Origin of the sequence: Curtobacterium sp. MCSS17_006 (assembly GCF_003234215.1) — a bacterium.
Classification (GTDB): domain Bacteria; phylum Actinomycetota; class Actinomycetes; order Actinomycetales; family Microbacteriaceae; genus Curtobacterium; species Curtobacterium flaccumfaciens.
On sequence record NZ_QKSO01000003.1, the window covers coordinates 64500 to 90457 of the forward strand.

Annotated in this window: 21 protein-coding genes, 2 tRNA genes and 1 pseudogene; 9 read left to right on the top strand and 15 right to left on the bottom strand. The window is 70.9% G+C overall.

All coding sequences use genetic code 11. From position 1 onward, the window contains the following. Nucleotides 1–129 precede the first annotated feature (129 nt). Nucleotides 130–210 (top strand) — tRNA-Leu (locus DEJ21_RS04155). A gap of 144 nt (nucleotides 211–354) precedes the next feature. Next, nucleotides 355–1062 (top strand): DedA family protein, encoded by a 708-nt coding sequence (locus tag DEJ21_RS04160; protein WP_027464603.1) that lies wholly within the window; start codon nucleotides 355–357, stop codon nucleotides 1060–1062. Between the two features lie 95 nt (nucleotides 1063–1157). On the opposite strand, the gene rdgB is transcribed toward DEJ21_RS04160, so the two are convergent. The 3 genes from rdgB to murI are packed head-to-tail and all read right to left on the bottom strand — an operon-like array spanning nucleotide 1158 to nucleotide 3327. Further along, the gene (gene rdgB / locus DEJ21_RS04165) at nucleotides 1158–1751 is read right to left on the bottom strand and encodes an RdgB/HAM1 family non-canonical purine NTP pyrophosphatase (RefSeq protein WP_027464602.1); all 594 of its coding nucleotides are present in this window, start codon (nucleotides 1749–1751) and stop codon (nucleotides 1158–1160) included. Then, nucleotides 1748–2485, bottom strand: coding sequence for a ribonuclease PH (gene rph / locus DEJ21_RS04170; protein WP_111223806.1), 738 nt, complete (start codon nucleotides 2483–2485; stop codon nucleotides 1748–1750). Before rph ends, rdgB begins: the two co-directional genes overlap by 4 nt. Next, nucleotides 2482–3327: a glutamate racemase gene (gene murI / locus DEJ21_RS04175; RefSeq protein ID WP_111223924.1), complete on the bottom strand. Its 846-nt coding sequence runs from the start codon at nucleotides 3325–3327 to the stop codon at nucleotides 2482–2484. Before murI ends, rph begins: the two co-directional genes overlap by 4 nt. A 112-nt stretch (nucleotides 3328–3439) precedes the next feature. On the opposite strand from murI, the pseudogene DEJ21_RS04180 reads away from it, so the two are divergent. After that, nucleotides 3440–4732 (top strand): annotated as a pseudogene (locus tag DEJ21_RS04180) (nicotinate phosphoribosyltransferase); the annotation flags it as partial. A gap of 170 nt (nucleotides 4733–4902) precedes the next feature. Here the strand turns inward: DEJ21_RS04180 and DEJ21_RS04185 are convergent. The 3 genes from DEJ21_RS04185 to DEJ21_RS04195 all read right to left on the bottom strand — a co-directional run bounded on the left by DEJ21_RS04185 (nucleotide 4903) and on the right by DEJ21_RS04195 (nucleotide 8147). Next, nucleotides 4903–5163: a DUF3039 domain-containing protein gene (locus DEJ21_RS04185; protein WP_099051947.1), complete on the bottom strand. Its 261-nt coding sequence runs from the start codon at nucleotides 5161–5163 to the stop codon at nucleotides 4903–4905. Between the two features lie 129 nt (nucleotides 5164–5292). Then, the gene (locus DEJ21_RS04190; protein ID WP_111223808.1) at nucleotides 5293–6864 is read right to left on the bottom strand and encodes an ABC transporter permease; all 1572 of its coding nucleotides are present in this window, start codon (nucleotides 6862–6864) and stop codon (nucleotides 5293–5295) included. Next, nucleotides 6840–8147 carry an ABC transporter ATP-binding protein gene (locus tag DEJ21_RS04195; protein ID WP_258374873.1) on the bottom strand — a complete coding sequence of 436 codons (1308 nt, stop codon included), beginning with the start codon at nucleotides 8145–8147 and terminating at the stop codon, nucleotides 6840–6842. The genes DEJ21_RS04190 and DEJ21_RS04195 overlap by 25 nt, the downstream gene beginning before the upstream one ends. A 297-nt stretch (nucleotides 8148–8444) precedes the next feature. Between DEJ21_RS04195 and DEJ21_RS04200 the strand changes: the two genes are divergently transcribed. The 4 genes from DEJ21_RS04200 (at nucleotide 8445) to DEJ21_RS04215 (ending at nucleotide 11198) form a co-directional block, all read left to right on the top strand. Further along, entirely contained in the window at nucleotides 8445–9140 is a 696-nt protein-coding gene (locus DEJ21_RS04200) for an NTP transferase domain-containing protein (protein WP_017887019.1), read from the top strand. 44 nt (nucleotides 9141–9184) lie between these two features. After that, the gene (locus DEJ21_RS04205; protein ID WP_258374874.1) at nucleotides 9185–10009 is read left to right on the top strand and encodes an ABC transporter permease; all 825 of its coding nucleotides are present in this window, start codon (nucleotides 9185–9187) and stop codon (nucleotides 10007–10009) included. Further along, nucleotides 10009–10779: an ABC transporter ATP-binding protein gene (locus tag DEJ21_RS04210; protein ID WP_071405446.1), complete on the top strand. Its 771-nt coding sequence runs from the start codon at nucleotides 10009–10011 to the stop codon at nucleotides 10777–10779. Before DEJ21_RS04205 ends, DEJ21_RS04210 begins: the two co-directional genes overlap by 1 nt. A 116-nt stretch (nucleotides 10780–10895) precedes the next feature. After that, nucleotides 10896–11198 (top strand): hypothetical protein, encoded by a 303-nt coding sequence (locus tag DEJ21_RS04215; RefSeq protein ID WP_071405447.1) that lies wholly within the window; start codon nucleotides 10896–10898, stop codon nucleotides 11196–11198. Between the two features lie 47 nt (nucleotides 11199–11245). Here the strand turns inward: DEJ21_RS04215 and DEJ21_RS04220 are convergent, their stop codons facing one another. The 5 genes from DEJ21_RS04220 to DEJ21_RS04240 all read right to left on the bottom strand — a co-directional run bounded on the left by DEJ21_RS04220 (nucleotide 11246) and on the right by DEJ21_RS04240 (nucleotide 17499). Continuing rightward, nucleotides 11246–12478 (bottom strand): CDP-glycerol glycerophosphotransferase family protein, encoded by a 1233-nt coding sequence (locus DEJ21_RS04220; RefSeq protein ID WP_111029536.1) that lies wholly within the window; start codon nucleotides 12476–12478, stop codon nucleotides 11246–11248. A gap of 42 nt (nucleotides 12479–12520) precedes the next feature. Continuing rightward, nucleotides 12521–13396 carry a glycosyltransferase family 2 protein gene (locus DEJ21_RS04225; RefSeq protein WP_111223925.1) on the bottom strand — a complete coding sequence of 292 codons (876 nt, stop codon included), beginning with the start codon at nucleotides 13394–13396 and terminating at the stop codon, nucleotides 12521–12523. 44 nt (nucleotides 13397–13440) lie between these two features. Then, complete coding sequence (locus tag DEJ21_RS04230) at nucleotides 13441–14262, bottom strand: CDP-alcohol phosphatidyltransferase family protein (protein WP_111038793.1); 822 nt, start codon at nucleotides 14260–14262, stop codon at nucleotides 13441–13443. A gap of 4 nt (nucleotides 14263–14266) precedes the next feature. Continuing rightward, complete coding sequence (locus DEJ21_RS04235; RefSeq protein ID WP_071405450.1) at nucleotides 14267–15310, bottom strand: glycosyltransferase family 2 protein; 1044 nt, start codon at nucleotides 15308–15310, stop codon at nucleotides 14267–14269. A gap of 182 nt (nucleotides 15311–15492) precedes the next feature. After that, nucleotides 15493–17499, bottom strand: coding sequence for a S1C family serine protease (locus tag DEJ21_RS04240; RefSeq protein WP_258374875.1), 2007 nt, complete (start codon nucleotides 17497–17499; stop codon nucleotides 15493–15495). A 191-nt stretch (nucleotides 17500–17690) separates the two neighbouring features. Between DEJ21_RS04240 and DEJ21_RS04245 the strand changes: the two genes are divergently transcribed. After that, nucleotides 17691–18899 carry an aminotransferase class I/II-fold pyridoxal phosphate-dependent enzyme gene (locus DEJ21_RS04245; RefSeq protein WP_111223810.1) on the top strand — a complete coding sequence of 403 codons (1209 nt, stop codon included), beginning with the start codon at nucleotides 17691–17693 and terminating at the stop codon, nucleotides 18897–18899. Between the two features lie 32 nt (nucleotides 18900–18931). Here the strand turns inward: DEJ21_RS04245 and DEJ21_RS04250 are convergent, their stop codons facing one another. From DEJ21_RS04250 to DEJ21_RS04265, 4 genes are all read right to left on the bottom strand, one after another. Next, on the bottom strand, nucleotides 18932–19771 hold the full coding sequence (locus DEJ21_RS04250; RefSeq protein ID WP_111223811.1) for a carbon-nitrogen hydrolase family protein: 840 nt from the start codon (nucleotides 19769–19771) through the stop codon (nucleotides 18932–18934). Nucleotides 19772–19969: 198 nt separating this feature from the next. Then, nucleotides 19970–20046, bottom strand: a tRNA-Met gene (locus DEJ21_RS04255). 63 nt (nucleotides 20047–20109) lie between these two features. Then, nucleotides 20110–23097: a UPF0182 family protein gene (locus DEJ21_RS04260; protein WP_181435777.1), complete on the bottom strand. Its 2988-nt coding sequence runs from the start codon at nucleotides 23095–23097 to the stop codon at nucleotides 20110–20112. A gap of 165 nt (nucleotides 23098–23262) precedes the next feature. Then, nucleotides 23263–24372, bottom strand: coding sequence for a PDZ domain-containing protein (locus DEJ21_RS04265; RefSeq protein WP_111022636.1), 1110 nt, complete (start codon nucleotides 24370–24372; stop codon nucleotides 23263–23265). Nucleotides 24373–24524: 152 nt separating this feature from the next. Here DEJ21_RS04265 and DEJ21_RS04270 point away from each other — a divergent pair, with 152 nt between their 5' ends. Next, nucleotides 24525–25943, top strand: coding sequence for a zinc-dependent metalloprotease (locus tag DEJ21_RS04270; RefSeq protein ID WP_071246537.1), 1419 nt, complete (start codon nucleotides 24525–24527; stop codon nucleotides 25941–25943). Nucleotides 25944–25958 lie beyond the last annotated feature (15 nt).

Here is a 25958-nt window from a genome sequence, read left to right on the forward strand (position 1 = left end):
CACTCGGCCAGCCCCGCACCACGTCCAGTTCCTCGCACCGGGTCACGTCCCGCGCACGGTGCGTCCCACGGTCTGGAGGCCCGGCGCACGTCCGCCCCGCACCCCGCGCTCGGTAGACTGCCGCTGCTCGCGGGAGTGGTGGAATCGGTAGACACGCAGGATTTAGGTTCCTGTGCCCCAGGCGTGAGGGTTCGAGTCCCTCCTTCCGCACCGAGTCCCTCCTGGCGCACCGTTGCGGTCATCCGCACGCCTCGTGCAGGTCAACCCTGCGAGGGATGGCCCGGTCACTTCCGGGCGGTACCCTCATCCCGCGGGAGTCCTCCCCGTGACTCCCGCTCCACGACCGGAAGAAGCATGCACTCCGTCGCACTCGCCCTGATCCCGTGGCTCGATCCGCAGTACATCCTCGACCACTTCGGGGCCATCGCCGTGCTCGTGGTCTGCGCGATCGTGTTCGCCGAGACCGGTCTGCTCATCGGCTTCATCTTCCCGGGCGACAGCCTGCTGGTCATCACCGGCCTGTTCGCCTTCGACCGCGGTGGCGAGATCGGCGGCATCCCGATCTGGGTCGCGGCACTGATGATCGGCGCCGCCGCGTTCCTCGGCGGCGAGCTCGGGTACTACATCGGCAAGAAGGCCGGGCCCCCGATCTTCGAGCGCAAGGACAGCGGGCTCTTCTCGAAGGCGAACGTCGAGCGCACCAACGCGTTCTTCCACCGCTTCGGCCCCCTGGCCGTGATCCTGGCGCGCTTCGTGCCGGTCGTCCGCACCTTCGCCCCGATCGCCGCGGGCGTCGGCCGGATGGACTACAAGAAGTACTCGCTCTACAACGCGATCGGCGCCGTGGTCTGGGGCGTCGGCGTGACGTTCCTCGGGTACTTCATCGGGCACATCCCCTTCGTGGCGCACATCGTCCGCGAGTACATCGACATCATCCTGCTCGCCGCGGTCGTCGTGACCGTCGTGCCGATGGCGCTGACGTACCTGCGCAACGCCCGCAAGGCGAAGCACACGAACGAGGCCGAGGCCACCACGGCCCCGACCGTCGACCCGACGCTCTAGCCGCAGCACCGGCGCACAACCAAAGTCGCCCCGGACCACGCGATCACGTGGTTCGGGGCGACTGCGGTTGTGCGGAACGGGAAGAGCGCGGGCACTCAGACCCCGAAGTGCTCCCGCACGATCGGCGCGATCCCGCGGAACGCCTTGCTGCGGTGCGACAGGGCGTTCTTCTCGTCGCGGGTGAGCTCCGCCGACGAGCGGTCGGCGTCGTCCGGCCGGAACACCGGGTCGTAGCCGTGCCCGCCGTCACCGACGGGCTCGGTCAGCACCTCGCCGTTCCAGACCGCCTCGACGACGTGCTCCTGACCGTCGGGCGTCACGAAGGCGGCAGCGCACACGAACGCGGCGGTCCGCTCGACGACGCCCTGCAGGTTCGTGAGCAGCAGCGCGATGTTGTCGGCGTCCGAGCGGGTACCGGCGTAGCGGGCCGAGTGGATGCCCGGTGCGCCCCCGAGGGCGTCGACCGCGATCCCGGAGTCGTCGGCGAGCGCCGGCAGCCCCGTGTGGGCGACCGCGGCACGCGCCTTGATCAGGGCGTTCGCGGCGTAGCTGTCGCCGTCCTCGACCGGCTCGGGGCCGTCGTACCCGACGAGTTCGACACCCTCGCCCAGCGCCGACCCGAGGATCTCGCGCAGTTCGACGACCTTGCCCTGGTTGTGGGTGGCCAGCACCACCTCGCGGGACGTCACGCCAGACCCAGGACCGAACGCTGGATCGCCGCGAGCGACTGGTTGCCGGCCAGGCCGAGGTCCAGCAGGACGTTCAGCTCGTCACGGTCGAACGGCGCGTGCTCGGCGGTGCCCTGCACCTCGATGAACTTGCCCGAGCCCGTCGTGACGATGTTCATGTCGGTGTCGGCGGCGGAGTCCTCGGTGTAGGCGAGGTCGAGCATCGGCTCCCCCTTGACGATGCCGACCGAGATCGCCTGCACGCTGTCGGTGAGCGGGGTGGCCTTCTTCGCGATGAAGCCCTTGGCGCGGCCCCACTCGATCGCGTCGGCCATCGCCACGTACGCGCCCGTGATCGACGCCGTGCGGGTGCCGCCGTCGGCCTGCAGCACGTCGCAGTCGATGACCAGGGTGTTCTCGCCCAGGGCCTTCGTGTCGACGACGGCGCGGAGCGAACGACCGATCAGGCGGGAGATCTCGTGGGTGCGGCCGCCGACCTTGCCCTTGATGGACTCGCGCTGCATGCGCTCGTTCGTCGACCGCGGCAGCATCGAGTACTCGGCGGTGACCCACCCGGTGCCCTTGCCGGCGAGCCAGCGGGGCACGCCGTTGGTGAACGACGCGGTGCAGAGCACCTTGGTGTTGCCGAAGGAGATGAGCGCGCTGCCCTCGGCCTGCGTGCTCCACCCCCGCTCGATGGTGACGGGACGGTGGTCGGTGGCGGTACGGCCGTCGACGCGGAGGGTGTCGGTCATGGGGTCCTTTCGGTGCGGGGCAGCGTGATGGCCCCCGTCTGGAGGTGGCCGACGCTCGAGACCTCGGGACCGAGGAAGCGCCGGGCGAGCCGGATGAAGCCGTTCTTGTCGTCGCCCGTCGCCTCGAACGAGTAGGTCGGGGCGGTGGGCGCGGTGCGCTCGAGCCCGTGCTCCACGAGCCGGCGGTAGACGTCGTTCGCGGTCTCCTCGGCGCTGGAGACGAGCGTGACCTCCGGACCCATGACGAACTGGATCGCGGCGGACATGAGCGGGTAGTGGGTGCAGCCGAGCACGAGGGTGTCGACGTCGGCGGCACGGATCGGGTCGAGGTAGCCGGCCGCGATCTCGCGCAGCGACGGCGACGAGGTGTCCCCGGCCTCGACGAACTCGACGAACCGGGGGCACGCGGCGGTGGTCAGCGTGACGTCGGCGGCGACCGCGAAGGCGTCCTCGTAGGCGCGCGACGCGATGGTGCCGACGGTGCCGATCACCCCGACGCGGCCCGTCCGGGTCTGCTTGACGGCGGCGCGGGCCGCGGGCTGGATGACCTCGACGACGGGGATGCCGTACGCCTGCTCGTACCGTTCGCGGGCGTCGCGGAGCACGGCGGACGAGGCGGTGTTGCACGCGATCACGAGCGCCTTCACGCCCTGCTCGACCAGGTCGTCCATGACCTCGAGCGCGTACCGGCGGACGTCGGCGATGGGCTTCGGGCCGTAGGGCGAGTGCACGGTGTCGCCGACGTACCGGATGCTCTCGCGCGGGAGCTGGTCGATGATGGCGCGGGCCACGGTGAGGCCGCCGACCCCGCTGTCGAAGACTCCGATCGGTGCATCCGTCACGGCACCAGCGTACCGACGCAGGCCGACCAGCACCGACGCGACCACGCGCGCCACGCAGGCCGGGCGCACGGGGTGATCCGGGCCTCCCCACCGTCACGTCACTAGTGTCGGAGACGTGACCAGCGCGCTCCTCACCGACCAGTACGAGCTCACCATGGTGGACGCCGCCCTGAAGGACGGCACCGCCGACCGCCGATGCGTCTTCGAGGTGTTCGCCCGGCGGCTGCCGGACGGCCGCCGCTACGGCGTCGCGGCCGGGCTCGGACGCTTCCTCACCGCCCTCGGCGACTTCCGCTTCGGCGACGATGAGATCGGGTTCCTGCGCGACCGCGGTGTCATCGACGCCGGCACCGCCGCGTGGCTCGCCGACTACCGGTTCAGCGGCGACGTCCGCGCCTACCGGGAGGGCGAGGTCTACTTCCCGAACTCCCCCATCCTGCAGATCGAGGGCACCTTCGCCGAGGCCGTCGTGCTCGAGACCCTCGCCCTGAGCATCTTCAACGCGGACTCCGCGATCGCCTCGGCCGCCGCCCGGATGGTGTCCGCCGCCGACGGCCGCCCGCTCGCCGAGATGGGCTCCCGCCGCACCGGCGAGTGGAACGCCGTCGCCGCCGCCCGTGCCGCGTACATCGCCGGCTTCGGTGCGACGAGCAACCTCGAGGCCGGCCGCACCTGGGGCATCCCCACGATGGGCACCGCCGCGCACGCCTTCACGCTGCTGCACGACTCCGAGGAGCAGGCGTTCCGGTCGCAGCTCGACGCGCTCGGCAACGGCACGACCCTGCTCGTCGACACCTACGACATCGAGGCCGCGGTCGAGACGGCAGTCCGGCTCACCGACGGCAAGCTCGGCGGCGTCCGGATCGACAGCGGCGACCTGCCGTCCGTCGTCGCCGCCGTGCGTGCACAGCTCGACCGCCTCGGCGCGACGGGCACGAAGATCACGGTGACGAACGACCTCGACGAGTACACGATCGCCGCGCTCCGAGCCGCCCCGGTCGACTCGTACGGCGTCGGCACCTCGGTCGTCTCCGGCTCCGGGCACCCGGCCGCCGGCATGGTGTTCAAGCTCGTCGCGCACCGGGACGCGGACGGCGGCGACTGGGTCCCCGTCGCCAAGAAGTCCGCCGACAAGGCGTCGATCGGCGGCCGGAAGGAGGCCGGCCGACGACTCCGCAACGGCGTCGCGACCGCCGAGATCGTGCTCACGGGTGCGCAGGTCGGGCCGGACGAGCGGCCGCTGCTGGTCCCCGTGGTCACCGGCGGCGAGGTCGACCCGGCGTTCCTCGGCACGCAGGGCGTCGAGGCCGCACGAGCACACCACAAGCGCGCGAAGGCGGAGCTGCCCGCCGACGCGTCACGCATCGGGCGCGGCGACCCCGCCATCCCCACCCTGGTGATCTAGGGCGCACGCACGCGCGCGTGGCGCGCGCGTCACGCGACGCCGCTTCGTGAGCAGCAATGGTCGGGTCTGCGTGAGGGACGCGACCATTGCTGCTCACGAAGCGACCGACGGACGGACGGGAGGCCCGTGGCGGCGTCGCCACGGGCCTCCCGTCCGTCTGCTGGTCGCGGCTACTCGGCCTTCATCTTCTCGTAGATGGCCTTGCAGTCCGGGCAGACCGGGAACTTCTCCGGGTCGCGACCCGGGATCCACTTCTTGCCGCACAGGGCCTTGACCGGCTTGCCGGACAGGGCCGACTGCAGGATCTTGTCCTTCTTGACGTAGTGCGAGAACCGCTCGTGGTCACCGGGTTCGATCGCTTCGTCTTCGAGGAGCTTCTCGAGCTCCCGGTCCATCACGTCGAGGCCGCCGCCTGGTTCCGTCATGCTCATGGGTCCAGGGTACGACGGTCCGCCCTCGGGCGCGCCGCTCGTCCGCGCTGGGCGATCGTCGCGCGGAGTCGCTCGGTGCTCGGTGCGCTGCGCCGCTCGTTGCGCTGTGCCGCTCGTTGCGCTGTGTCGCTAGTTGCGCTGCGCCGCGGCGAGCAGGTCGGGTCCGCGGCGGTCGAACAGGCGTCCGCCGGCGGAGACACCGATCACGAGCACGACGGCACCGACCCCGATGCCCACCAGGAGCGTCAGCACCGACCAGGGCTCCGGACCCTGCACGACGGCGAGCACCGCGAGGCAGGCTGCGGGGACCGTGCAGAGCACGATGCCGATCACCATGGACGCCTGCGCGACGGTGGCGGTGACGCCGGCGGCCTGGGGCTGCTGGAAGGGGTGGTCGCCCGGGCGCACCGTCGGGTAGGGCATGAGCACGGACAGGACGCTCGACAACCCGAGCCCGGACAGCAGCGCGCTCGCACTCACGCCGATGAGCAGCGGGAACGCGGCCCAGTCTCCGAACAGCCGGGCGGACAGCGCGGCCCCGGCGACGATCGCGGGCGCTCCCACGACCAGCACGGGCACGACACGACCGAGCCGGTCGCTCCACCCGGGCGCACCCGAGGCGACGTGCAGCCACACGGCGGTGTTGTCGTACGAGACGTCGTTGTGCGGCAGGAACCCGGCGATCAACGCCATCAGCGGCAGCGGCACGAGCGCGGTCCACTGCCACGGCACCCCGGCGACACCGAGCGGGATGACGACGATCGGCACGAGCAGGATGATGAGGTACGACGTGCGGTACCGCGGATCGCGGACCCAGTAGGTGAGCGCCCGGGCAGCGACGGCCGACACCGGGGCCGAACCGAACCGGTCGAACCAGCCCAGGCCCTGGTAGCGGCGGGTGCGGGCACGGTCGTCGACGGTCTCGAGCGCACGGCCGACGAGTGCCCACCACGCCCAGGCGAGGAGCGCGACGACGGCGACCGCGACGAGGAGCTTCAGGACACCGGCGCCGACGTGGCCGCTCGCGACCTCGGCGGGCACGGCCCACGCGGCACCCCACGGGGTCCACCCGGCGACGTCCGCGACGCGCTGCATTTCCGCGCCCTGCGGGTCGAGCCAGTCGACGCGCAGCAGCAGCGCCACCGTCGGGATCGAGAGCGCGATGATGACGAGCGCCACCAGCCACCCGGCGTCGCGGGAGCGGTCCGGCCCGATCAGCCGGGAGCCGACGGTGCAGCAGACCCGGATCAGGAGCGCGCACGTGGCGACGCCGAGGAGCCCGCCGAGCACTGCGAGCAGCCCGAGACCGGGGTCGCGGGCCCAGGCGACGACCTGGCCGACCGCGACGACGACCACACCGATCACCGGGACGCCGACGAGTCCGGCGACGACGAGTCCGATCGCCAGGCGACGGCGCTCGATGCCGAAGACCGCGAAACGCCGCGGGTCGAGCTGGTCGCTCCGCCCGACGACGAGCGGCACGACCGTGAACCCGAAGGTGATCAGGGTGCCGACGGGCACGATGACGGCACGCGCGACGTCCGGATCGGCGTCACCGAGGGCGATGGTCTGCGACGCGACGAACACGGCGGCGAGGAGTCCGACGAGGCTGGCGAGCACGACGGCGACGGACCGGCGGGCGGTGCCGCGGACCTCGCCCGCGAGCAGGTCCGCCCTCAGCCGGAGAAGCTGTGCAACCATTCCATGCTCTCCGCGACGACACGACCGCCGGCGAGTTCGACGAACTTGTCCTCGAGGCTCTTGCGCCCGCGGACCTGGGCCATGGTGCCGGACGCCAGGACCTTGCCGCCGACGATGATGGCGACCGAGTCACAGGTGCGCTGCACGAGCTCCATGGAGTGGCTGGACAGCACGACCGTGCCGCCGCCCCGGGTGTACCGGCGCAGGATGTCCGTGATCGTCGCCGCACTCACCGGGTCGACCGACTCGAACGGCTCGTCGAGCACGAGCACCCGCGGCGAGTGGATCAGCGTCGCGGCCAGGGCGATCTTCTTCGCCATGCCGACCGAGTAGTCGGCGACCTGGCGGCCCAGCGCCTCGCCCAGCCCGAAGGCCTCGGCGAGGTCGGCGCTGCGCTTCCGGGCGGTGGTCCCGTCGAGCCCGCGGAGTGTGGCCGAGTAGTAGAGGAGCTGCGCGCCGGTCAACCGGTCGAACAGGCGGAGCCGGTCCGGCAGCACACCGAGACTGCGCTTCGCCGCCGTCGGGTCGGCCCAGACGTCGTGGTCGAGCACCGTCACCGAGCCGGCGTCGGGACGCAGCAGTCCGGTGATCATGGAGAGGGTCGTCGTCTTGCCGGCGCCGTTCGGGCCGACCACGCCGAAGATGGAGCCCTGCCGGATCTCGAGGTCGACCTCGTCGACGGCCAGGGTCTGCCCGTAGTGCTTGACCAGGCCGCTCGCCGCGAGCACGACGGGCTGGAGCGTCTGCGGCTGCTTCGGGGCGGCGGTGCGGGGCGCACGCTTCTTCGCCGCGGGCGGGGCGGTGCTCGCCCGGTCGGCGACGTCCGTCGCGTCGTCCGCGTCGGTCGGGACGGGAGGCGCGGCGTCGGTCCGCGGGGCGGCCTTCGTCGGGCGCTTGGTGCGTCCCTTGCCGTTGCGCGCCTTCGCGGGGCGGGGCGCTGCGGCCGTCGTGTCGTCGATGCGGGTGTCCGTCGTCGCGTCGTCCGTGCGGGTCTCGGTCGTCGCGTCGGTGCCCGTCGTTGCGTCGGTGGCGGGCGTCGCGTCGGTGCCGGTCGTCGCGTCGTCCGAGTGGGTCGCAGTCGTCGCGTCGGTGCGGACGGCCGTCCCGTCGGTCATCGCGTCATCAGTGGCGGCGTCGTCCGCATCAGTGTCCCCCGTGTCGTCGTCGGCTGCGTCGTCCTCAGCAGCCGCGGCGGTGTCCGCGTCGTCGGCGTCCCCCGCCTCGGTCATCCAGGCAGCGTCGGCCGTGGCGTACACGTCCTCGTTCTCTGCTCGCGCTGGCATCGACCCACCGTACCAACGCTCTCCGACCGTCGGGAACCGTCTCGGCCAGGGTCACGAATTGAGTACGAAGCACGCAGACCCGTACCCCGCGAGGGGGTGTTTCCGTATCATTCACCAGGGCACGAAGGAGTGTTCACCACTTGGAAACCTGCTCCAGCAGGCGATCCCGGCAGCCTCCTCGCTGCGACGACCACGTCGACGCGACCGGTTCTCGGGCAACTCGGACGTTGGAAGCGCAGACTCGACGAGGCCCGCCCGTACCCCAGGGTGCGCGGGCGGACACCAGAAGGGACCAGCATGACCACGCAGATCGTGATCCTCGCAGCGGGGATGGGCAGCCGTCTCGGCCGCAGCCTGCCGAAGCCGCTCACGGAGCTCAGTGACGGCCGCACCATCATGCAGCAGCAGTTCGACAACATCCGCGCCGCGTTCGGTTCGAGCGCCCGCGTGACGATCGTCGTCGGCTACAAGTCGGAGCACATCGTCGAGGCGTTCCCCGAAGCGAACTTCGTCTACAACGAGTCCTACGACTCCACCAACACCTCGAAGAGCCTGCTGCGCGCCCTCAAGGCCACCGGCAAGAGCGGTGTCCTCTGGATGAACGGCGACGTGGTCTTCGACCCGATGGCGCTCGTCCGTGCGGCCGACATGATCGACGAGGGCCGTTCCTTCGTCAGCGTCAACACCGACAAGGTCTCCGACGAAGAGGTCAAGTACACCGTCGACGCCGAGGGCTTCATCCACAAGCTCTCCAAGCAGGTCGTCGGGGGTCTCGGCGAAGCCGTCGGCATCAACTACGTCTCCGCCGCCGACAAGCAGGCCCTCATCCGCCAGCTCGGGCGCGTCGACGACCAGGAGTACTTCGAGGGCGGCATCGAAGCTGCCATCGCCGAGGACGGGCTACGCTGGACGCCGATTGACATCTCCGACCTGTACGCGGTCGAGATCGACTTCGCCGAGGACCTCGAGCGCGCGAACAACCTGTTCGCCTGAACCACCGTCAGGACCCCCTCGGCGGTTCCGCCCGGAGGGAAACCGTGACCACAGCGAGTGCGCCGACCGCGCCCGTGGCTCCCGCACCCGCGAAGGCCCGAAGCGCCGGTCGGCGCTATCGTCAGGCCCTGTGGTTGCTGACCATCCGCGACCTCCGGGTCCGCTACTCGACGTCGGCGCTCGGCTACGTGTGGTCGATCCTCGACCCGCTCGTGATGTCGGGGATCTACTGGTTCGTCTTCACGCAGGTCTTCCACCGCGGCTCGGTCGGTGAGGATCCGTACATCGTGTTCCTGCTGTCCGCGCTGCTGCCGTGGATGTGGTTCACCGGCGGTGTCTCGGACTCCACCCGGGCGTTCATCAAGGAATCGAAGCTCATCCGTTCGACCACGATCCCCCGCACCATCTGGGTCGCTCGGATCATCGCGTCGAAGGGCATCGAGTTCCTGCTGAGCCTGCCGGTCCTGGCGGCCTTCGCGATCGCGACGGGCGCCCACCTGCACTGGCAGGTCGTGTTCTTCCCGCTGGCGATCGTGCTGCAGTGCGCGCTGGTCTACGGCCTGGGCCTCATCGTCGCGCCGCTCGTGGTCTTCTTCCGCGACCTTGAGCGCGCCACCAAGCTCGTGCTGCGATTCCTGTTCTACGCGTCCCCCATCATCTACGGCACGCACGCGCTGCCCTCCGCCCTGCGCGACATCGCCGCGATCAACCCGCTCACCGGCATCTTCGGCATGTACCGCGCGGCGTTCTTCCCCAGCCAGCTCGACTGGCTCGAGGTCGGCGCCTCGGTGGTCGTGACCGGCATCGTCCTGGTGATCGGGTTCGCGGTGTTCCGCCGCAGCGAGCACCGCGTGCTGAAGGAGCTGTGATGACCGCGACCGACCAGACCCGTCGCACCGAGACCGTCGCACCGGTCATCTCGGTGCGCGACGCCGGTATCTGCTTCAAGCGCAACCGTCGCGCGAGCCGGAACTTCAAGGACCTGTTCGCCGGACGCGGGCGCCGCAAGCGTGCCGATGAGTTCTGGGCGCTCCGCAACGTGTCGTTCGACGTCCGCCCGGGCGAGGCGATCGGCGTCGTGGGGCGGAACGGACAGGGCAAGTCGACCCTGCTGAAGCTCGTGGCGCAGGTCATGCTGCCCGACGAGGGCCGCGTCGACGTGGGTGCCGGCGTCGCCCCGCTCATCGAGATCACCGGTGGCTTCGTCGGGGACCTCACGGTGCGCGACAACGTGTACCTGACGGCGGGCCTGCACGGCATGTCACGGGCCGAGATCCGCGACGCCTTCGACGAGATCATCGACTTCGCCGAGATCGCCGACTTCGTGGACACCCCCTACAAGCACCTGTCGAGCGGCATGAAGGTCCGTATCGCGTTCGCGGTGATCTCGCGGCTCGACGAACCGGTCATTCTGGTCGACGAAGTGCTGGCGGTCGGCGACAAGGCCTTCCGCGAGAAGTGCTACAAGCGGATCGAGCAGCTCCTGGCCGGCGGCCGGACGCTGTTCTTCGTCTCCCACAGCGACAAGGACCTCCGTCGCTTCTGCGACCGGGGGCTCTACCTCGACAAGGGTCGTCTGCAGCTCGACGGCACCATCGAGGCCGCACTGGCCCGGTACGCGGCCGACTACGGCTCCTGACCGGCCGGGGTACTCCCCCTGCACCAACACCGGTATCGCTGGCTCCCTCCACAGCCCCGGCCCTCGTGCGCGCCCCCGGGGTCCCGCCGTCGGACCCTCCCCCTAGCGTTCCACCCATGCACCACCCACCAACCGCGTACGCCGTCCCGTTCGCCGTCGACCGATCGCACGCACCGCGTCGGTACGACCTCGTCAACACCGGCCCCGAGCCGGTCGACGGGCTCTCCCTCACCCATCTGGGCAACGGCTACTGCCCGCCGCTCGCGGTGCGCCGCCTCGACCCGGGCAGGTCGTTGTCGCTGGCGGTGTTCGGCGCCGACCCCGAGGACACGGGTGTCGTCATCGTGCGGTGGCGTCGGCCCGACCGGTCCGAGTACCTCTGGCGGATGTCGCTCGTCGGGCCGGGGCTCCAACCGTGACCCTGCGCCGACCCGCGCCACGGAGCACCCGGGGTGACGACCGGCCGTCAGCGCCCGTCGCGTTCGGCCGCGACGGTCCGCCACCGCTCGAGCAGCCACTCCACGGCCTCGTGGAACCGCTCCGTGGCGGCACCCGGGGTCGTGTCGCCGAAGTACCGTGCGACCCAGTGCTGCAGGCGTGCGAGCTCCTCGGCGTCGCTCGCGGCCGCGTCGACACGGGCGAGCACCGACGGGGCGTCGGCCGCGGTCAGCCAGTTCGCGTCGCTCAGGTAGCCCCGCTCGTCGACGTCGGCCTCGGGCGAGACCGGCCGCGTGACGATGAGCGGCTTGCCGACCGCCAGCCGGTCGTAGATCATCGCGCTGATGTCGGTGATCGCCACGTCGGCGTCCGCCAACTGCCAGCCGAGGTCACCGCCGTCGTCGTACAGGTGGTGCGCGGCGGGGTCGGCGGCGTTGGCCGCGCTGATCGCCGCGACGATCCGCTCGTGCGCCGCGCGGTACGCCGGGTCGAGCACCCCACTGCGCGGGTGCGGGCGGTAGACCAGGCGGTGGCGGGGCGACGCCAGCACCTGCTCGGCGATGACCGTGCCGTGCGACGCGATCGACCCGTACGCTGCGGCACCGCGGTCGCCCTCCCACGTCGGGGCGTAGAGCACGACGGTCCGGTCGTCGTCCGGGTACGGGGCCGCTCCGGCGAAGTGGTCGGCCTGCGGGCGTCCGATCGCGATGGTCCGGGCGTCCAGGTCGTAGTCCCACAGCGCCTCGGCCAGCCGATCGCGTGCTGCGTCCCCCGCGATCAGGGCGTAGTCGTACGCCTTGAACTGGTTCGTGGTCATGTACATCTTGTCGCTCTCGCCGTGGTTGACGAAGACGTGCCACATCCGCCCGTACCGCATCATCTGGAAGTTGCGGGCGTTCTGGTTGACGTACAGCACCACCTTCGGCGCCTGGGTGTCGACGAAGTGCTCGAGGTCGACCACCTGCCGGGCGTAGACCGCGGGCACGGGCGACTCGTCGAGCAGGGTCAGCATGGTGCCCGGGCTCCGCGAGACGATCGCCACCGGGTGCGTCTTCGCGAGTTCGGCCAGCGGCGCGTACCACTGGCGCACCTGGTACATGTTGACCGGACCGTCGGCGAAGTACACGGCGATCTCGACCGAACCGGGCGTCGGCTTCGGCGCGGACGGCAGTCGCTGTGCGAGCTGCCGCCGGCTCCGGCGCGACGTCAGGAGTCGCTCGACGAGCCGCAGTGCGGTCCGCAGGTCGCTGATGATCGACATGGTCGTTCTCCGGGTCTGCTCGGGCGGTACGGGGCGGGCGGGTCAGACGACCGGCGGCCGCCCTGCGATGGTCATCCGTGCGACTGTGAGCCAGCCCATCGGGCGGACCGGACCGCAGTCGGTCGTCCATCCTTCACGGATCCCACCGAACCAGGTGGCCAGTCGGCGGGGGTGACGCCACCAGCGCGCGATCTGGATCGCGGCCCACGACCCCACGTACAGCGGTCGCAGCACCGTCGGCAGGTTGCGCCGAGCGAGCCACACCCGGTTCCGGGCGTTCAACCGGTAGTACTCGGTGTGCCGCGCCGGGTCGATCGCGGGGTGGTGCGCGACGAGGTCCCCGGCGTACCAGGTCCGACGGCCGGCGTCCCAGACGCGCCAGGCGAGCTCGATGCCCTCGTGGGCGTAGAAGTACTCGGCACCCCAGCCGCCGACGGCCCGGTACACGTCCATCGGCAGCACGACGGCGCCTTCCCAGACCGAGAAGACCGGCGACGAGTGGTCCGGCTCGCCCTTCCGGATCCGCGGCACCCACCGGCGGGGGTTCGCGGCGCCAGTGGGGTCGACGACCCGCGGCTGCACGAGGCCGAGCGACGGATCGTGCTCGAACACCGCGATCGCGTCGCGCAGGAACGTCGGCGACGGCACCGACGCATCGTCGTCGAGGAAGAACACGTAGTCGCCGTCGACGACCTCGGCCCCGGCGTTGCGCCCGGCCGGGATCCCGACGTTCTCGGGCAGGGACAGCGCCCGAACGCCGTCCGGCAGCCCGGTCGGCGCCCAGCCGTTGCCGACGCAGACGACGTCGAGCTCGACGTCCTGCTGCGCGAGCACGCTGTCCAGCCCGCGGCGCAGGTCGTCCGGCCGGGTGCCCTGCGACAGGCTCACGACGGCGACGCGTGGTCGTCCGCGGTGCACCACAGCGTGGCGGCGCAGCGTTCCGGGCACGGTCGTGTCCTCGGTCACGCCTTGACCCGCTTCGAGGCGATGATCGCCAGGAAGTGCCCGGCCGTCGCGAGCACCGCGAGCGGCAACAGCGCACCGACCAGGATCCGGCTGGCGAGCGGGTCGCCGATCACCAGGGCGAGCAGGGCGAAGACGAACGCGAGCATGCTCAGCTCGACCGAGTGGTACAGGCGGTGGAACGGCAGGAACTTCGCCAGACGGCGGAGCGAGGCGAGCTTCCGACCCGACGGCGCGGTGGAGGCGTCCCGTCGGTCGACGAGCTTGTCGAGCCCGGCGTTCGCGCGGGCCACGTGCACCATGTCGTTGAGGGCCTTGTTCAGCACGATGACCAGGCCGAGTGCGCAGCCGATCGTGGTCCACATCCAGTCAGCATCGTGGATCGGCCAGGTGGCTGCCCGGATGCCGAGCGCGACCGGGATCAGGCCCTCGGTCGTGTAGTGCCCCACCTTGTCGAGGAACACCCCGGCGGGCGACTTGGTGCCGCGCCACCGGGCGACCTCGCCGTCGGAGCAGTCGACGAGCATCTGCAGCTGGCCGAGCACGAGCGCCAGCGCGGCGCCCCAGATGCCGGGGATGAGCAGGGCGGCGGCGACACTCCAGCCCACCAGGATCATCAGGCCGGTGACCTGGTTCGCGCTGACACGAGTCTTCAGGAGCACCCAGGTCAGGTACGGCGAGACGTCGCGCAGGTACAGCGAGGCCGTCCAGTGCTCGGCGTTGGCGCGGGCACGGACCTCGTCCGGCTGGGCGACGGCCCGGAGCTCGGCGATCGAGGTCGGCCGTGCGGATCCGCGGCCGGTCGTGGGCTGGTCGGTCATTCGGTCACCGTCCCGTGTGGGTGGTCAGCTCGGACGTGCGGGTCAGGAACCCGATGATGAACCCGAGCCCCCAGCCCACGTGGATGCAGGGCAGCACGACGAGCAGCCAGAGGAGCGTCGGCAGCCCGGAGCGGCGCGCCACGGCGATCGACCCCAGGACGACGAAGAGCAGGTAGACGACGGGCACCACGAACCCGAGCAGCGCCCAGGCGAGCGGCGTGCCGAGCACTGCGCCGACGATGCCGACGAGCCCGGCGACGATGCCCAGTGCCATCGCCGCCACCATGGCCGGCGGCACGAAGTAGCGCAGGCCGTTGTTCGCCGGGAACCGACGGGCGAGCTCGCCGCGCCAGAGCCCGGTGGCGACGAACTGCCGCACCAGGCGCTTCAGGCTCGGCCGCGGGCGGTACGTGACGACGAGTTCGGGCGTGAACCAGACGGTCCCACCGGTCTGGCGCAGCCGCCGGTTGAGTTCCCAGTCCTGTCCGCGCTTGATGCCCTCGTCGAAGAGTCCGACGTCGAACAGCCGCTCGCGTCGGAACACGCCGAGGTAAGCGGTCTCGGCCGGACCCGCGGTGCCGCCGACGTGGTGCGGCGTGCCACCGAGCCCGACACGGCTGCCGTAGGCCAGGGCGACGGCCCGCTCGAAGGGGGTCCGGCCCTCGGCGCGCATGATGCCGCCGACGTTGTCCGCGCCGGACTCGAGGAGCGTGTGCACCGCGATCCGCGTGTAGTCGGTCGGCAGGACCGAGTGCGCGTCGACCCGGATGACGACGGGGTGCACGGAAGCACGGATCGCGACGTTCAGCCCGGCGGGCGTCGACCCGACGGGGTTGTCGATCGCGCGGATCCGGGGGTCGGCAGCGCTCATCTCGGCGACGAGCTCGTTCGTGCCGTCGATCGACGGCCCGAGCGCGAGGATGACCTCGAACGGGCCCGTGTAGTCCTGGTCGAGCAGGCTGCCGACGGCGGCCCGGACCTCGGTGACCTCGTTGAGCACGGGCATCACGTACGAGACGCCCGGCAGGGGCTGTCCGTCTGACTGCATGCGTACCTCGGGGTGCTGGCTGGCGGCACGGGACGCACCGGGGCGGTGCCGCCCCGCAGAGCGACCATGAGCCTATCAAGAGGCCGAACCGCCCACCTGCGTCGGCGCCGGACGCGCCCCGTGACGGACTGGAGGCCCGGCGCACGTCGTGCCCCGGGCCTCCTGTCCGTCGTGTGGTGGCGTCAGCCCTTGCTGTCGAACGTTCCCAGCTTCACGTCGGCCTGGCGGGTCTGGCCGTCGCGGACGTAGCTGATCGTCGTCGAGGCGCCACCCGCGAAGAAGCGCACCTGCGCGGTCAGGTCGGTGGCGTCGGAGACCGACGCCGAACCGATCTTCGTGACGACGTCGCCCTTCTGCAGACCGGCCTTCGCCGCGGCGCCGCCGTTGGACACCGACTTGATGAGGGCGCCGACCTGGGTGGCGCTGGCGTCCTCGGTGGCGTCGCCGACCGTTGCGCCGAGGAGCCCGTGGGTCGCCGACCCGTTGTCCTTGATCTCGTTCGCGACCCGCTTGACCAGGTTGGCCGGGATCGAGAAGCCGACGCCGATGCTGCCGGCGGCCGACTCCGACGACGACGAGCTGCCGGCCGAGGCGATCGCCACGTTGATGCCGATCAGTCGGCCCTTCGAGTCGAGCAGCGCACCGCCGGAGTTGCCCGGGTTGATCGATGCGTCGGTCTGGATGACCGGGAGCGACACCGTGGTGTTCGCGGACGAGCTGCTGCCGTTGTCCCCGTTGCCCCAGAAGTCGAAGGGACCCGAGCCGCCGTTGCCGCCCTCGTTCGAGTCGCCGCCCTCACTGGGGGCGCTCGAGGTGACCTGGATGCTGCGGTTCAGCGTCGAGACGATGCCGTCGGTGACGGTGTTCGACAGGCCCAGGGGCGCGCCGATCGCGACCGCCGTGTCGCCCACGTTGAGCTTGGACGAGTCCGCGAACTCCATCGGCTTGAGGTCGGTCGCGTCGATCTTGATGACCGCGAGGTCGACCGTCGGGTCGGTACCGATCAGCTTGCCCGCGTAGATCTTGCCGTTCGAGGTCGTGACGGTGATCCGGCCGTTCGAGCTGTCGCCGTCGAGGGTGACCACGTGGGTGTTCGTGACGATGTAGCCGTCCTTGCTCATCACCACGCCGGAACCGGTGCCGGCCTCGTTGCTCGCGGACACGTTGATCGTGACGACGGACGGGGTCGCCTGTGCCGCGACGGCCGTGACCACGGTGGCGGAGTCGTAGTCGTTGACGGTCAGGTTGCCGCCCTGCGACGAACCGGAGGACACCACGCTGCCACCGTCGTTGCCCGAGGAGACGGCCCAACCGGCACCGCCGCCGACCAGACCACCGGCGATGACCGCGGCGATGACCGGCAGGAGCAGCTTGCTGCGGCCCGAGCGGTCCTTGGTCGTCGTGGTCGCCGCGGCGCCCGAGGCGTCGTCGCTGAAGTAGTGACCGTTGCGCTGGTTCGCGCCGTCGACGTCACCGAACGCGCTCGTGGCCGACTGGGGGGCCTGCGCGGACGCGTTCGCGTACTCGGAGGACGAGCTCGGAGCGGTCGAGGACGTCGGCTGGGCGTACTCGCCGTAGCGGGGGCGTTCGCCGCCCGACTGGCCGTACTGGGACTGCTGGCCGTACGGGTTCTGGGGCTGCTGGCCGTACTGGGACTGCTGGCCGTACGGGTTCTGGGGCTGCTGGCCGTACTGGCTCTGCTGCCCGGAGGGGTTCTGGGGCTGCTGGCCGTACTGGCTCTGCTGGCCGTACGGGTTCTGGGCCTGCGGCGTCTGCTGGCCGTACTGCGGCTGCTGGCCGTACGGGTTCTGGCTCTGCTGCGACTGCTGGCCGTACGGGTTCTGGCTCTGCTGGGACTGCTGGCCGTACGGCGACGTCTGCTGGCCGTAGCCGCCCTGCTGCGCCCCCGAGGAGTCGCCGGAGACGGCGGGGTACGGCGCGGTGTAGCGGTCGGTCGGGTGGTCCGTCGACGACGGGATCACGTCCGTGTGGTCCGGGGTCGTCTCGTCGTTCTGGTTCTGGTTCTGGTCCTGGTTCGGGCGAGGGGTCTCGTCCGGCTGGTCGGAGTCGTTCGGCATCGACGTGTTCCCTCTCGTGGCCGCTGCTGCGGCGTCCTCACTGGCGGCAGGCGGAGCCGCATCGTCCGGACGGCGGTCGTCGCCCTGCCCGTTGGGCGTGGTGTCGGTCATGCTGGACGTGCTCCTTTCAAGCTCGTGCAGTCTGTCGCAAGCACCTGAGCGGTCCTTCTGGCGAGGCTGCGAGCCACCCCTGGCGATCTTATGCGTGCGCTGTACACGGTGGCCCGGTCCGCCGCGGGACGGACAGCTAGGTTGGGGTCCGTTCAGCGCGACACGTCGTCGCCCGCACGGGAGGGAACCACATGCGCCAGGCAGGACCGTGGCTGCGAGCCGCCGACGGAGCGATGCTGCTGGGACCGGACGGGGTCCCCGCACCGACGGTGTTCGCCGAGATGAGCGCCCTCGCCGCCAGCACCGGCGCGGTCAACCTGGGGCAGGGCTTCCCCGACGAGGACGGGCCGGCTGAGGTGCTCGAGGCCGCGGTGCAGGCGATCCGCGACGGCGTGAACCAGTACCCGCCGGGCCGGGGCACCCCCGACCTGCGGGCGGCGATCGCCGAGCACCAGCAGCGGTGGTACGGGCTCGAGGTGGACCCCGACCGCGAGGTCCTCGTCACCGCCGGCGCCACCGAGGCGCTGGCCGCGACGATCCTCGCGCTGGTCGAACCCGGTGACGAGGTGATCACCTTCGAGCCGTTCTACGACGCCTACGGAGCGCTCATCCGGCTGGCCGGCGGCGTGCACGTCACGGTCCCGCTCACCGCGCCCGACTTCCTGCCCGACGAGCGCACGCTCCGCACGGCCTTCACCGACCGCACCCGCGCCGTGCTCGTGAACACCCCGCACAACCCGACCGGCCGGGTCCTGCCCACCGAGGTGCTGCAGACGATCGTCGACCTGGCCACCGAGCGCGACGCGGTGATCATCACGGACGAGGTCTACGAGCACCTGACGTTCGACGTCCCACACACGCCCATCGCGACCCTGCCGGGCGCCGCCGAGCGGACGGTGTCGGTGTCGAGCGCGGGCAAGACCTTCAACACGACCGGGTGGAAGGTCGGCTGGCTCACCGCTCCCCCGGCACTCGTCGACGCGATCACGACGGTCAAGCAGTACCTGACCTTCGTGAACGGCGCGCCCTTCCAACCGGCCGTCGCCGTGGGACTCCGCCTGCCCGACGCGGTCTTCGCCGGCATCGCCGCTGACCTGCGCGCGAAGCACGAACTGCTCGCCGACGGACTGACGGCGGCGGGCTTCGACGTGATGCGACCCGACGGCGGGTACTTCGTGCTCGCCGACGCCGCGCCGCTCGGGTACGACGACGCCCGTGCGTTCTGCCTCGAACTGCCCGCGTTGGCCGGTGTCGCGGGCGTGCCGGTCTCGGCGTTCGTCCGCCCGGACCGGGTCGCCGGCTACCGGTCCCTGGTGCGCTTCGCGTTCTGCAAGCGCCGGAGTGTCCTCGAGGACGCCGCCGCACGCCTGGCGACCCTCGGAGCGCGCCCCCGCGCCTGAGACGCGACCGCATCGGGGACGCGACCGACGCGTCAGGGCTGCCCCGGGCCTCCAGGCAGGGTGCGCAGTGCGACGTCGTAGCGCCGCAGCGACAGCGACGGGTTCACCCGCCGAACGGCGTCGGTGACGGCGGTGTCGATCGTGGCGGTGAGCGTGGTCGGCGAGGCCCCGGCCGAGGCGACCGCGACGCCCGACGGGTCGAGGACGACCGAGCCGCCGATCCCGATCGGCGGCGTCTGCCCGACCCCGACGACCCAGACGGTGTTCTCGATCGCGCGGGCGGTGAGGAGCGTGCGCCAGTGGTGCTCCTTGCCGGGGCCGCGCACCCACTCGGCGGGGAGGACGACGACGTCGGCCGCGCCGGTCTCGGGAGCGGCGAGCCGTCGCGTGACCTCGGGGAAGCGCAGGTCGTAACAGGTCTCGAGCCCGACGCGGACCCCGCCGAGGTCGAAGACCGGCAGCTGCTCCGGGACGCCGGACTCGATGCGGTCCGACTCCCGCGAGCCGAAGGCGTCGTAGAGGTGGACCTTCCGGTACGTCGCCGCCAGGTCGCCCGACGGGAGCACCGCGACCAGGGTGTTCCGGAAACGCTCCGGCGTGTCTGCCGACTCGGCGACCCCGACGACCAGGGCGATGCCGGTCTCGCGGGCGATGTCGCGGAGGCCGGAGACGAACGGACCGTCCAGGGACTGCGCGGCCGCGACGAACCGATCGTCGATGTCGGCGGTGAAGTAGGAGGTGTACTCCGGCGTGACGAGGAGGTCCGCGCCACGGGCCGCCGCGTCGACGGCGGTGGTGCGCACGGTGTCGAGGTTGGCGACGGGGTCGTCCACGGGGGCGAACTGCGCCGCCGCGATCGTGAGGGTGGCCATGGGGCGAGCGTACCCGGGGGGCCTGCGGCGGGCGGGCCTGCGGCTGGGCGTCCTGCGCCGGGGCGGCTCGCGTCTCGCGTCTCGCGTCTCGCGTCTCGCGTCTCGCGTCTCGCGTCTCGCGTCTCCCGTCGGGGCGTCCCGCGGCGGGGACACGAAGAAGGCCCCGGTCCTGTTGGACCGGGGCCTTCATGTGACGCTTGGTTGCGGGGGCAGGATTTGAACCTACGACCTCTGGGTTATGAGCCCAGCGAGCTACCGAACTGCTCCACCCCGCGGCACGTTTAGAAGCCTACACGGGGCCGCGGCGGGACACAAATCGAGTGCCCCGCCACGGTGTGTCAGTTGCCGTTCTCGGCTGCCGTGGCGGCCTCGATCGCGTCCTGGAGGCGCTGGTCGGCTTCCGCCGCAGCGACCAGGTCGTTGTCGGCGTAGGCCTCCTGGCGGTCCTGCAGGGCTGCCTTGGCGTCGGCCAGGGCCTCCTGCAGGGCGTCGTTGTCGGTCGAGCCGGAACCCGTGGAGCCGGTCGAGCCGGAGCCCGCGGAACCCGTGTCGGAACCAGATCCCGTGTCGGAGCCGGATCCACTGTCGGAATCGGAACCGGAACCGGAACCGGAACCGCTACCGCTCGCGCCGGAGTCGCCCGCCGCGGCACCGGAGTCGCCGCCGAACAGCGAGTTCAGCGCCTCGTCGAGGGTGTCCTCGAACGCGATCTTGTCACCGAAGGCCACCAGGACCTTCTGCAGCAGCGGGTACGAACCACTCGAGGTCGACTGGACGTAGACGGGCTGCACGTACAGGAACCCACCGCCGACCGGGAGCGTGAGCAGGTTGCCCTGCTTCACGGTCGAGTTGCCCCGCTTCAGGATGTTGAGCTCCTGTGACACGGTCGAGTCACCGTTGAAGAGGCTCTGCACCTGTCCGGGGCCTGGGATGTTGTCGGTCTTCGGCATCGTCAACAGCGTGAGTTTGCCGTAGCCCGACGCCTTCTCGCCCTTGCCGGCACCACCCGCGTCGGAGTTCACCGCCAGGTACCCGGTCAGCACGTTGCGGTTGTTCGCACCGGCCGACTGCTGCGGGATGTAGGTCGTGTACAGCGAGTACGCCGTCCCCTGCCCCGGCACCTTCATCGTCAGGTAGTACGGGTCCTGCAGGTTCGCCCTGTTGGCGGTCGTCGTCGTCTGCGCGCCGAGCGCGTTCGTCGACGTCGCCGCGGTGTCGGCGTCACTGTCCGACGTCGCCGTGCTGGTCGGTTCCTGCGGGGTGTTCCACGCGTCGTCGCCCGAGTAGAACGAGTTGGCGTTGGTCACGTGGTACGTGCCGAGGATCGAGCGCTGCACCTTGAACAGGTCGGTCGGGTACCGCACGTGGTCGAGGAGCTCGGCGCTCATGCTCGACACCGGCTTCATCGACGTCGGGAAGATCTTCTGCCACGTCTTCAGGACCGGGTCCTTCGTGTCCCACGTGTACAGCGTCACCTTGCCCGTGTAGGCGTCGACCGTGGCCTTCACCGAGTTCCGGATGTAGTTCACCTGGTCGGTGCGGTACGTCGAGGACTCGGCGCCGGCGATGCTGTCCGACAGGCTCTGGCTCTGCGAGTACGGGTACGCGTCGCTCGTGGTGTATCCGTCCACCACCCACTGGATGCGGTGGTCGACGATCGCCGGGTAGGCGTCGCTGTCGACGGTCAGGTACGGCGCCGCCTTCTGCACGCGGGTGATCGGGTCGCGGTCGTAGAGGATCTGCGAGTCCTTGTTCACCGCGTTCGAGAGCAGGATCTGCTCCGACTGGAACTTCGCGGCGTAGACGAGCCGGTTGAAGAAGTTGCCGAGGCTCGGACCGCCGTCGCCGGCGTAGGTGGTGGTCGCGTTGCCGCCGTTGTCGTCGTCGGAACCGGCCGGGTAGTCGAGCTCCACGTCCTTCGTGCCCTTCGGCGCACCCACGATCGAGTAGGGCGGCGAGGTCTCACCGAAGTACACGCGCTGCTGGAAGTCACCCAGCGCACCGTTCGACGGGATCCCGGACTCGAGGAACACCGGCTTGCCGTCGCTCGCGCGCTGGTTGCCGTAGGCCGCGGTGACGCCGTAGCCGTGGGTGTAGACGAACGCCCGGTTGTACTGCGTGTTCGCGGCCGAGCTGAGCCCGGCGAGGTCGATGTCGCGGACCGCGATGACGGTGTCCTCGGTCTCGCCCTTGACGTCGTAGCGGTCCACGTCCAGCTCCTTCGGGAACTGGTAGTACTGCCGGTACTGCTGCAGCTGGCTGAAGGTGTCGGAGACGATCTTCGGGTCGATGAGACGGATGTTGGCCGTGGTCTGCGCGTCCTTCGCGAGCGCACCCGAGCTCGTCTCGGTCGTGGCGTCGTAGTTCTGTTCCTCGACGCCGGCGACACCGTAGGCGTCTCGCGTGGCCTTGATGTTCCGCTCGATGTAGGCGGACTCGAAGGTGCGCTCCGAGGGCTTCACCTGCAGACGCTGGACGACCCACGGGTAGATGCCGCCGACGACGATCGCGGCGACGAGCAGCAGGCCCGTGCCGACGATCGAGATGCGCCAGCGACCGATGACCGCCGTGACGATGAAGAGCAGCGCGACGATCGCCGCGATGCCCGCCATGATCTCCCGGCCGGGGATGACCGCGTTGACGTCGGTGTACTGGGCACCGGTGATGAGGGAGTTCGACTTCGTCAGGGCCGCGTACTGGTCGAGCCAGAGGCTGACGGCCTGCAGCGCGATGTAGAGCGCCGCCGTGACCGCGAGCTGGATGCGTGCGGCACGGGAGATCCGGACCTCACGACCACCGAAGCGGAGCGCACCGTAGAGGTAGCTCGCAGCGAGCGCGGCGAGGCCGGCGATGAGGACGACGGCCGACGAGTAGGCCACGATCGAGCGCCAGAACGGCAGCTCGAACACGTAGAACCCGATGTCCAGTCCGAACTGCGGGTCGGTCTTGCCGAACGGCGTGCGGTTGAAGTACTCGAGGACCATGCTCCAGCGGCCCGCGGTCGAGAGCCCGGCGAAGATGCCGAGGACCACGGGGATGCCGATCATCACGGCGCGCCGCAGCGGCTCGATGACCTGCTGGTAGCGGTCGAGCTGCGAGTTGAGCTTCGCGTAGACCGGCCGGAACCGGAACGCGAGCGCGATGCTCACGAAGACCGGAACCGCCATGCCGAGGAAGCCCGCCAGGAACATCAGGGTCCCGGCGATCCACCGCGTGGTGAGGACCTGCTGGAACCCGAGCTGCGCGAACCACGCGTAGTCGGTGTACAGGCTGGCGAAGATGAAGAAGGCGATCACCAGTGCGGCCAGCACGATGATCGTGACCACGATGGGGACCCGCGGCGAACGCCGCCCCGAGGTGGACGAGGTTGTCGTCACTTGATGTGCTCCAGACGTGTCGGACCGGCGGGCCCGGCTCGCGGCGGGCCGTCAGTGACACTGATCCTATGGGACCGGACCGAGCGTGAACCTGTACGGGGACTCAGGACCGGGTCAGGACCCGCAGCGGGCGAGCTTCGCGGTGCTCCCGCCGTCGGCGATCGTCTGCAGGTCGGTGACGGCCTGGTCGAGCGTGGAGACGCTGTAGACGTCGAGCCCGTCCGGCACGTGCCCGACGACCTCGTCGCAGTTGTCCGCGGGGGCGAGGAACACCGTGGCGCCCGCGTCCGCGGCACCGTAGAGCTTCTGCCGGATCCCGCCGATGGGCCCGACCTCGCCGTCCGCCGTGATCGTGCCGGTGCCCGCGACGTGCTTGCCGCCGTTGAGCTTGCCCGGCGTGATCTCGTCGATGATCCCGAGCGCGAACATCATGCCGGCGGACGGACCGCCGACGTCCTGCAGGCGGATCGACACCTTGAAGGGGAACTCGTAGCGCTCGGTGACGCCGACCCCGAGCAGCGCCGTGCCCTGCTCACTGCGGGGCGTCACCCGGACGTCCTTCGTCGCGCCGTCCCGTTCGACGGTGACGGTCGCTGGGCTCGAGGTACCGTGCTGCGCGACGGCTTCACGCAGGCTCACCGCGTCGGCGTTGGTCGTGAGCGACTTGCCGTCGAACGCCGTGATGACGTCGCCCTTCTCGATCGCGCCGTCGGCCGCTGAGCCCTCCTGCACGGCGCTGACCTCGAGTTCGGTGGGCAGGTCGTTCCCCTGCTGGATGAGCGCGGCGGCGACGGCTGACTGCTGCGACGCCTGCATGTCGGCGGAGTCCCGCTCGTTCACCTGCTCGGTCGTGGTGCCGCTCGGGTAGATCGCCTCGACCGGGATCACCGCCTGCGACCTGGTGAAGATCGCGCGGATCACGCTGGTCCACGACGGGCGGTTCGTTGCGTCGCCCTGGATGCCGACGGTGAGCATGTCGAGGGCGCCGGCCGTCGGGTACGTCTCGTGGCCGGACACCTGGATGAGCTTGACGTCCTTCGCGTCCTTGCCCGTCCCCTGCTCCTGCGTGCCGATCGTGTTGTAGACCGGCCCGGGGACCTCGATGAGGTACGGGCTGGGCAGCAGGCTCGCCAGCAGTCCCAGCACGACCGCGCCGATCAGGAACGCCCACCCGACGGTCCGGGCACGCGAGCGACGACGGGGCGCGGGGGCGAAGAGGGTCACGCGGGGTCCTTCCGAGGTGGGCACCCGCGCCTGGCGGCAGGGTGGTCGCCCGCGTCTCGCGACGGGGCTGTTCGCCCTGGGCGCAGCGCTTCGGGCGTTCCCACGGGGGCATCCCAGGTGCGGCCCCGTGAGCAGCGATTAGCGTAGTCGGCATGCCTGATGAACCACAGCCGGGGCCGGACGACGACTTCCAGGAGATGCTGCGCAAGCTGCTCTCGGGCGAGGGGCAGATCGACCCGTCGCAGCTCGCCGGTGCCGCCGGTCTGCCGAACGACCCGGCCTCCGTGGCGAACCTGATGAGCCAGCTCCAGCGTGCCGCGCAGTCCGGCGGTGACGGCATCGACTTCTCGGCCACCGCCGAACGCGCCACCGCGATCGCTCGGGACGGCGGCCACCCCGTCGACCCGGCAACCTCGCAGGCGGCAGACCAGGCGTTCCAGGTCGCCGCGCTGTGGCTCGACGAGGTCACGACGGTCGCCGAGCTGACCGCGACCCCGAGCCTCTACACGCGTGAGCAGTGGGCCAAGGCGACCGTCCCGGTGTGGACGCAGATCGCCGAGCCGGTGGCCTTCAGCATCGCCGATGCCCTGACCGAGGCGATCGACCAGCGTGCTCCCGAGCAGCTCAAGGCGATGCTCGGCGACGTCTCGAAGGCGATGCGCGGCATCGGCGGGGCGCTGTTCGCGATCCAGCTCGGCCAGGTCGTCGGGCAGCTGTCGAAGGAGGTCGTCTCCGGCGGTGACGTCGGCGTGCCGCTCCTCGACGAGCAGGTCGCGGCACTCCTGCCCCAGAACGTCGCCGAGTTCGCCGAGGGCCTCGACGTCTCCGAGGACGAGGTCCGCATCTACCTCGCGGTCCGCGAACTCGCCCACGCCCGGCTCTTCCGGTCGGCACGGTGGCTCCGGCTGCACATCATCTCGTCCATCACGGACTACGCGCGGGGCATCCACATCCCCTTCGACCGCGTCGAGGAGCTCGCGGCCGACATCGACCCGACCAACCAGGAACAGCTGCGCGACGCACTCGCCTCGGGCGCCCTCATCCCGCCGCGGACCGCCGAGCAGGACGCCGCGCTCGCCCGGCTCGAGACGATGCTCGCCCTCGTCGAGGGCTGGGTGGACACGGTCACCGCCGCGGCCACCGTCCGTCTCCCCAAGGCCGGAGCGATCGCCGAGATGGTGCGCCGTCGCCGCGCGGCCGGCGGCCCGGCCGAGTCGGCGTTCGCCACACTCGTCGGCCTCGAGCTGCGTCCGCGTCGTCTGCGTGAGGCCGCGGCGATGTGGCAGCGGGTGACCGACGAGCTCGGCGCCGAACAGCGCGACGCTCTCTGGTCGCACTTCGACCTGGTGCCGACCTCGGACGACGTCGACGCACCCGATGCCCTCGTCGCACGGCTGCGGAACCCCTCCCAGACCGACGAGGACGACGCGTTCGACAAGGCCCTCGAGGACCTGCTGAACGACTCGACCGGTGCGCGTCCGCACGAGGACGAGTCCGGCCGCGTGGCCGACGACCCCGAGGGTGGAGCGGGCGACGAGCCCGGGAACGACACGGGCGACCAGCCCCGCTGAGTTCTCCACAGATCC

Excerpts from the sequence above, each read along its gene's own strand:
- DEJ21_RS04160 (WP_027464603.1), top strand. The coding sequence starts at position 355 with ATGCACTCCGTCGCACTCGCCCTGATCCCGTGGCTCGATCCGCAGTAC.
- rph (WP_111223806.1), bottom strand. The coding sequence starts at position 2,485 with ATGACCGACACCCTCCGCGTCGACGGCCGTACCGCCACCGACCACCGT.
- DEJ21_RS04185 (WP_099051947.1), bottom strand. The coding sequence starts at position 5,163 with ATGAGCATGACGGAACCAGGCGGCGGCCTCGACGTGATGGACCGGGAG.
- DEJ21_RS04190 (WP_111223808.1), bottom strand. The coding sequence starts at position 6,864 with ATGGTTGCACAGCTTCTCCGGCTGAGGGCGGACCTGCTCGCGGGCGAG.
- DEJ21_RS04195 (WP_258374873.1), bottom strand. The coding sequence starts at position 8,147 with ATGCCAGCGCGAGCAGAGAACGAGGACGTGTACGCCACGGCCGACGCT.
- DEJ21_RS04200 (WP_017887019.1), top strand. The coding sequence starts at position 8,445 with ATGACCACGCAGATCGTGATCCTCGCAGCGGGGATGGGCAGCCGTCTC.
- DEJ21_RS04210 (WP_071405446.1), top strand. The coding sequence starts at position 10,009 with ATGACCGCGACCGACCAGACCCGTCGCACCGAGACCGTCGCACCGGTC.
- DEJ21_RS04215 (WP_071405447.1), top strand. The coding sequence starts at position 10,896 with ATGCACCACCCACCAACCGCGTACGCCGTCCCGTTCGCCGTCGACCGA.
- DEJ21_RS04220 (WP_111029536.1), bottom strand. The coding sequence starts at position 12,478 with ATGTCGATCATCAGCGACCTGCGGACCGCACTGCGGCTCGTCGAGCGA.
- DEJ21_RS04230 (WP_111038793.1), bottom strand. The coding sequence starts at position 14,262 with ATGACCGACCAGCCCACGACCGGCCGCGGATCCGCACGGCCGACCTCG.
- DEJ21_RS04235 (WP_071405450.1), bottom strand. The coding sequence starts at position 15,310 with ATGCAGTCAGACGGACAGCCCCTGCCGGGCGTCTCGTACGTGATGCCC.
- DEJ21_RS04240 (WP_258374875.1), bottom strand. The coding sequence starts at position 17,499 with ATGACCGACACCACGCCCAACGGGCAGGGCGACGACCGCCGTCCGGAC.
- DEJ21_RS04245 (WP_111223810.1), top strand. The coding sequence starts at position 17,691 with ATGCGCCAGGCAGGACCGTGGCTGCGAGCCGCCGACGGAGCGATGCTG.
- DEJ21_RS04250 (WP_111223811.1), bottom strand. The coding sequence starts at position 19,771 with ATGGCCACCCTCACGATCGCGGCGGCGCAGTTCGCCCCCGTGGACGAC.
- DEJ21_RS04270 (WP_071246537.1), top strand. The coding sequence starts at position 24,525 with ATGCCTGATGAACCACAGCCGGGGCCGGACGACGACTTCCAGGAGATG.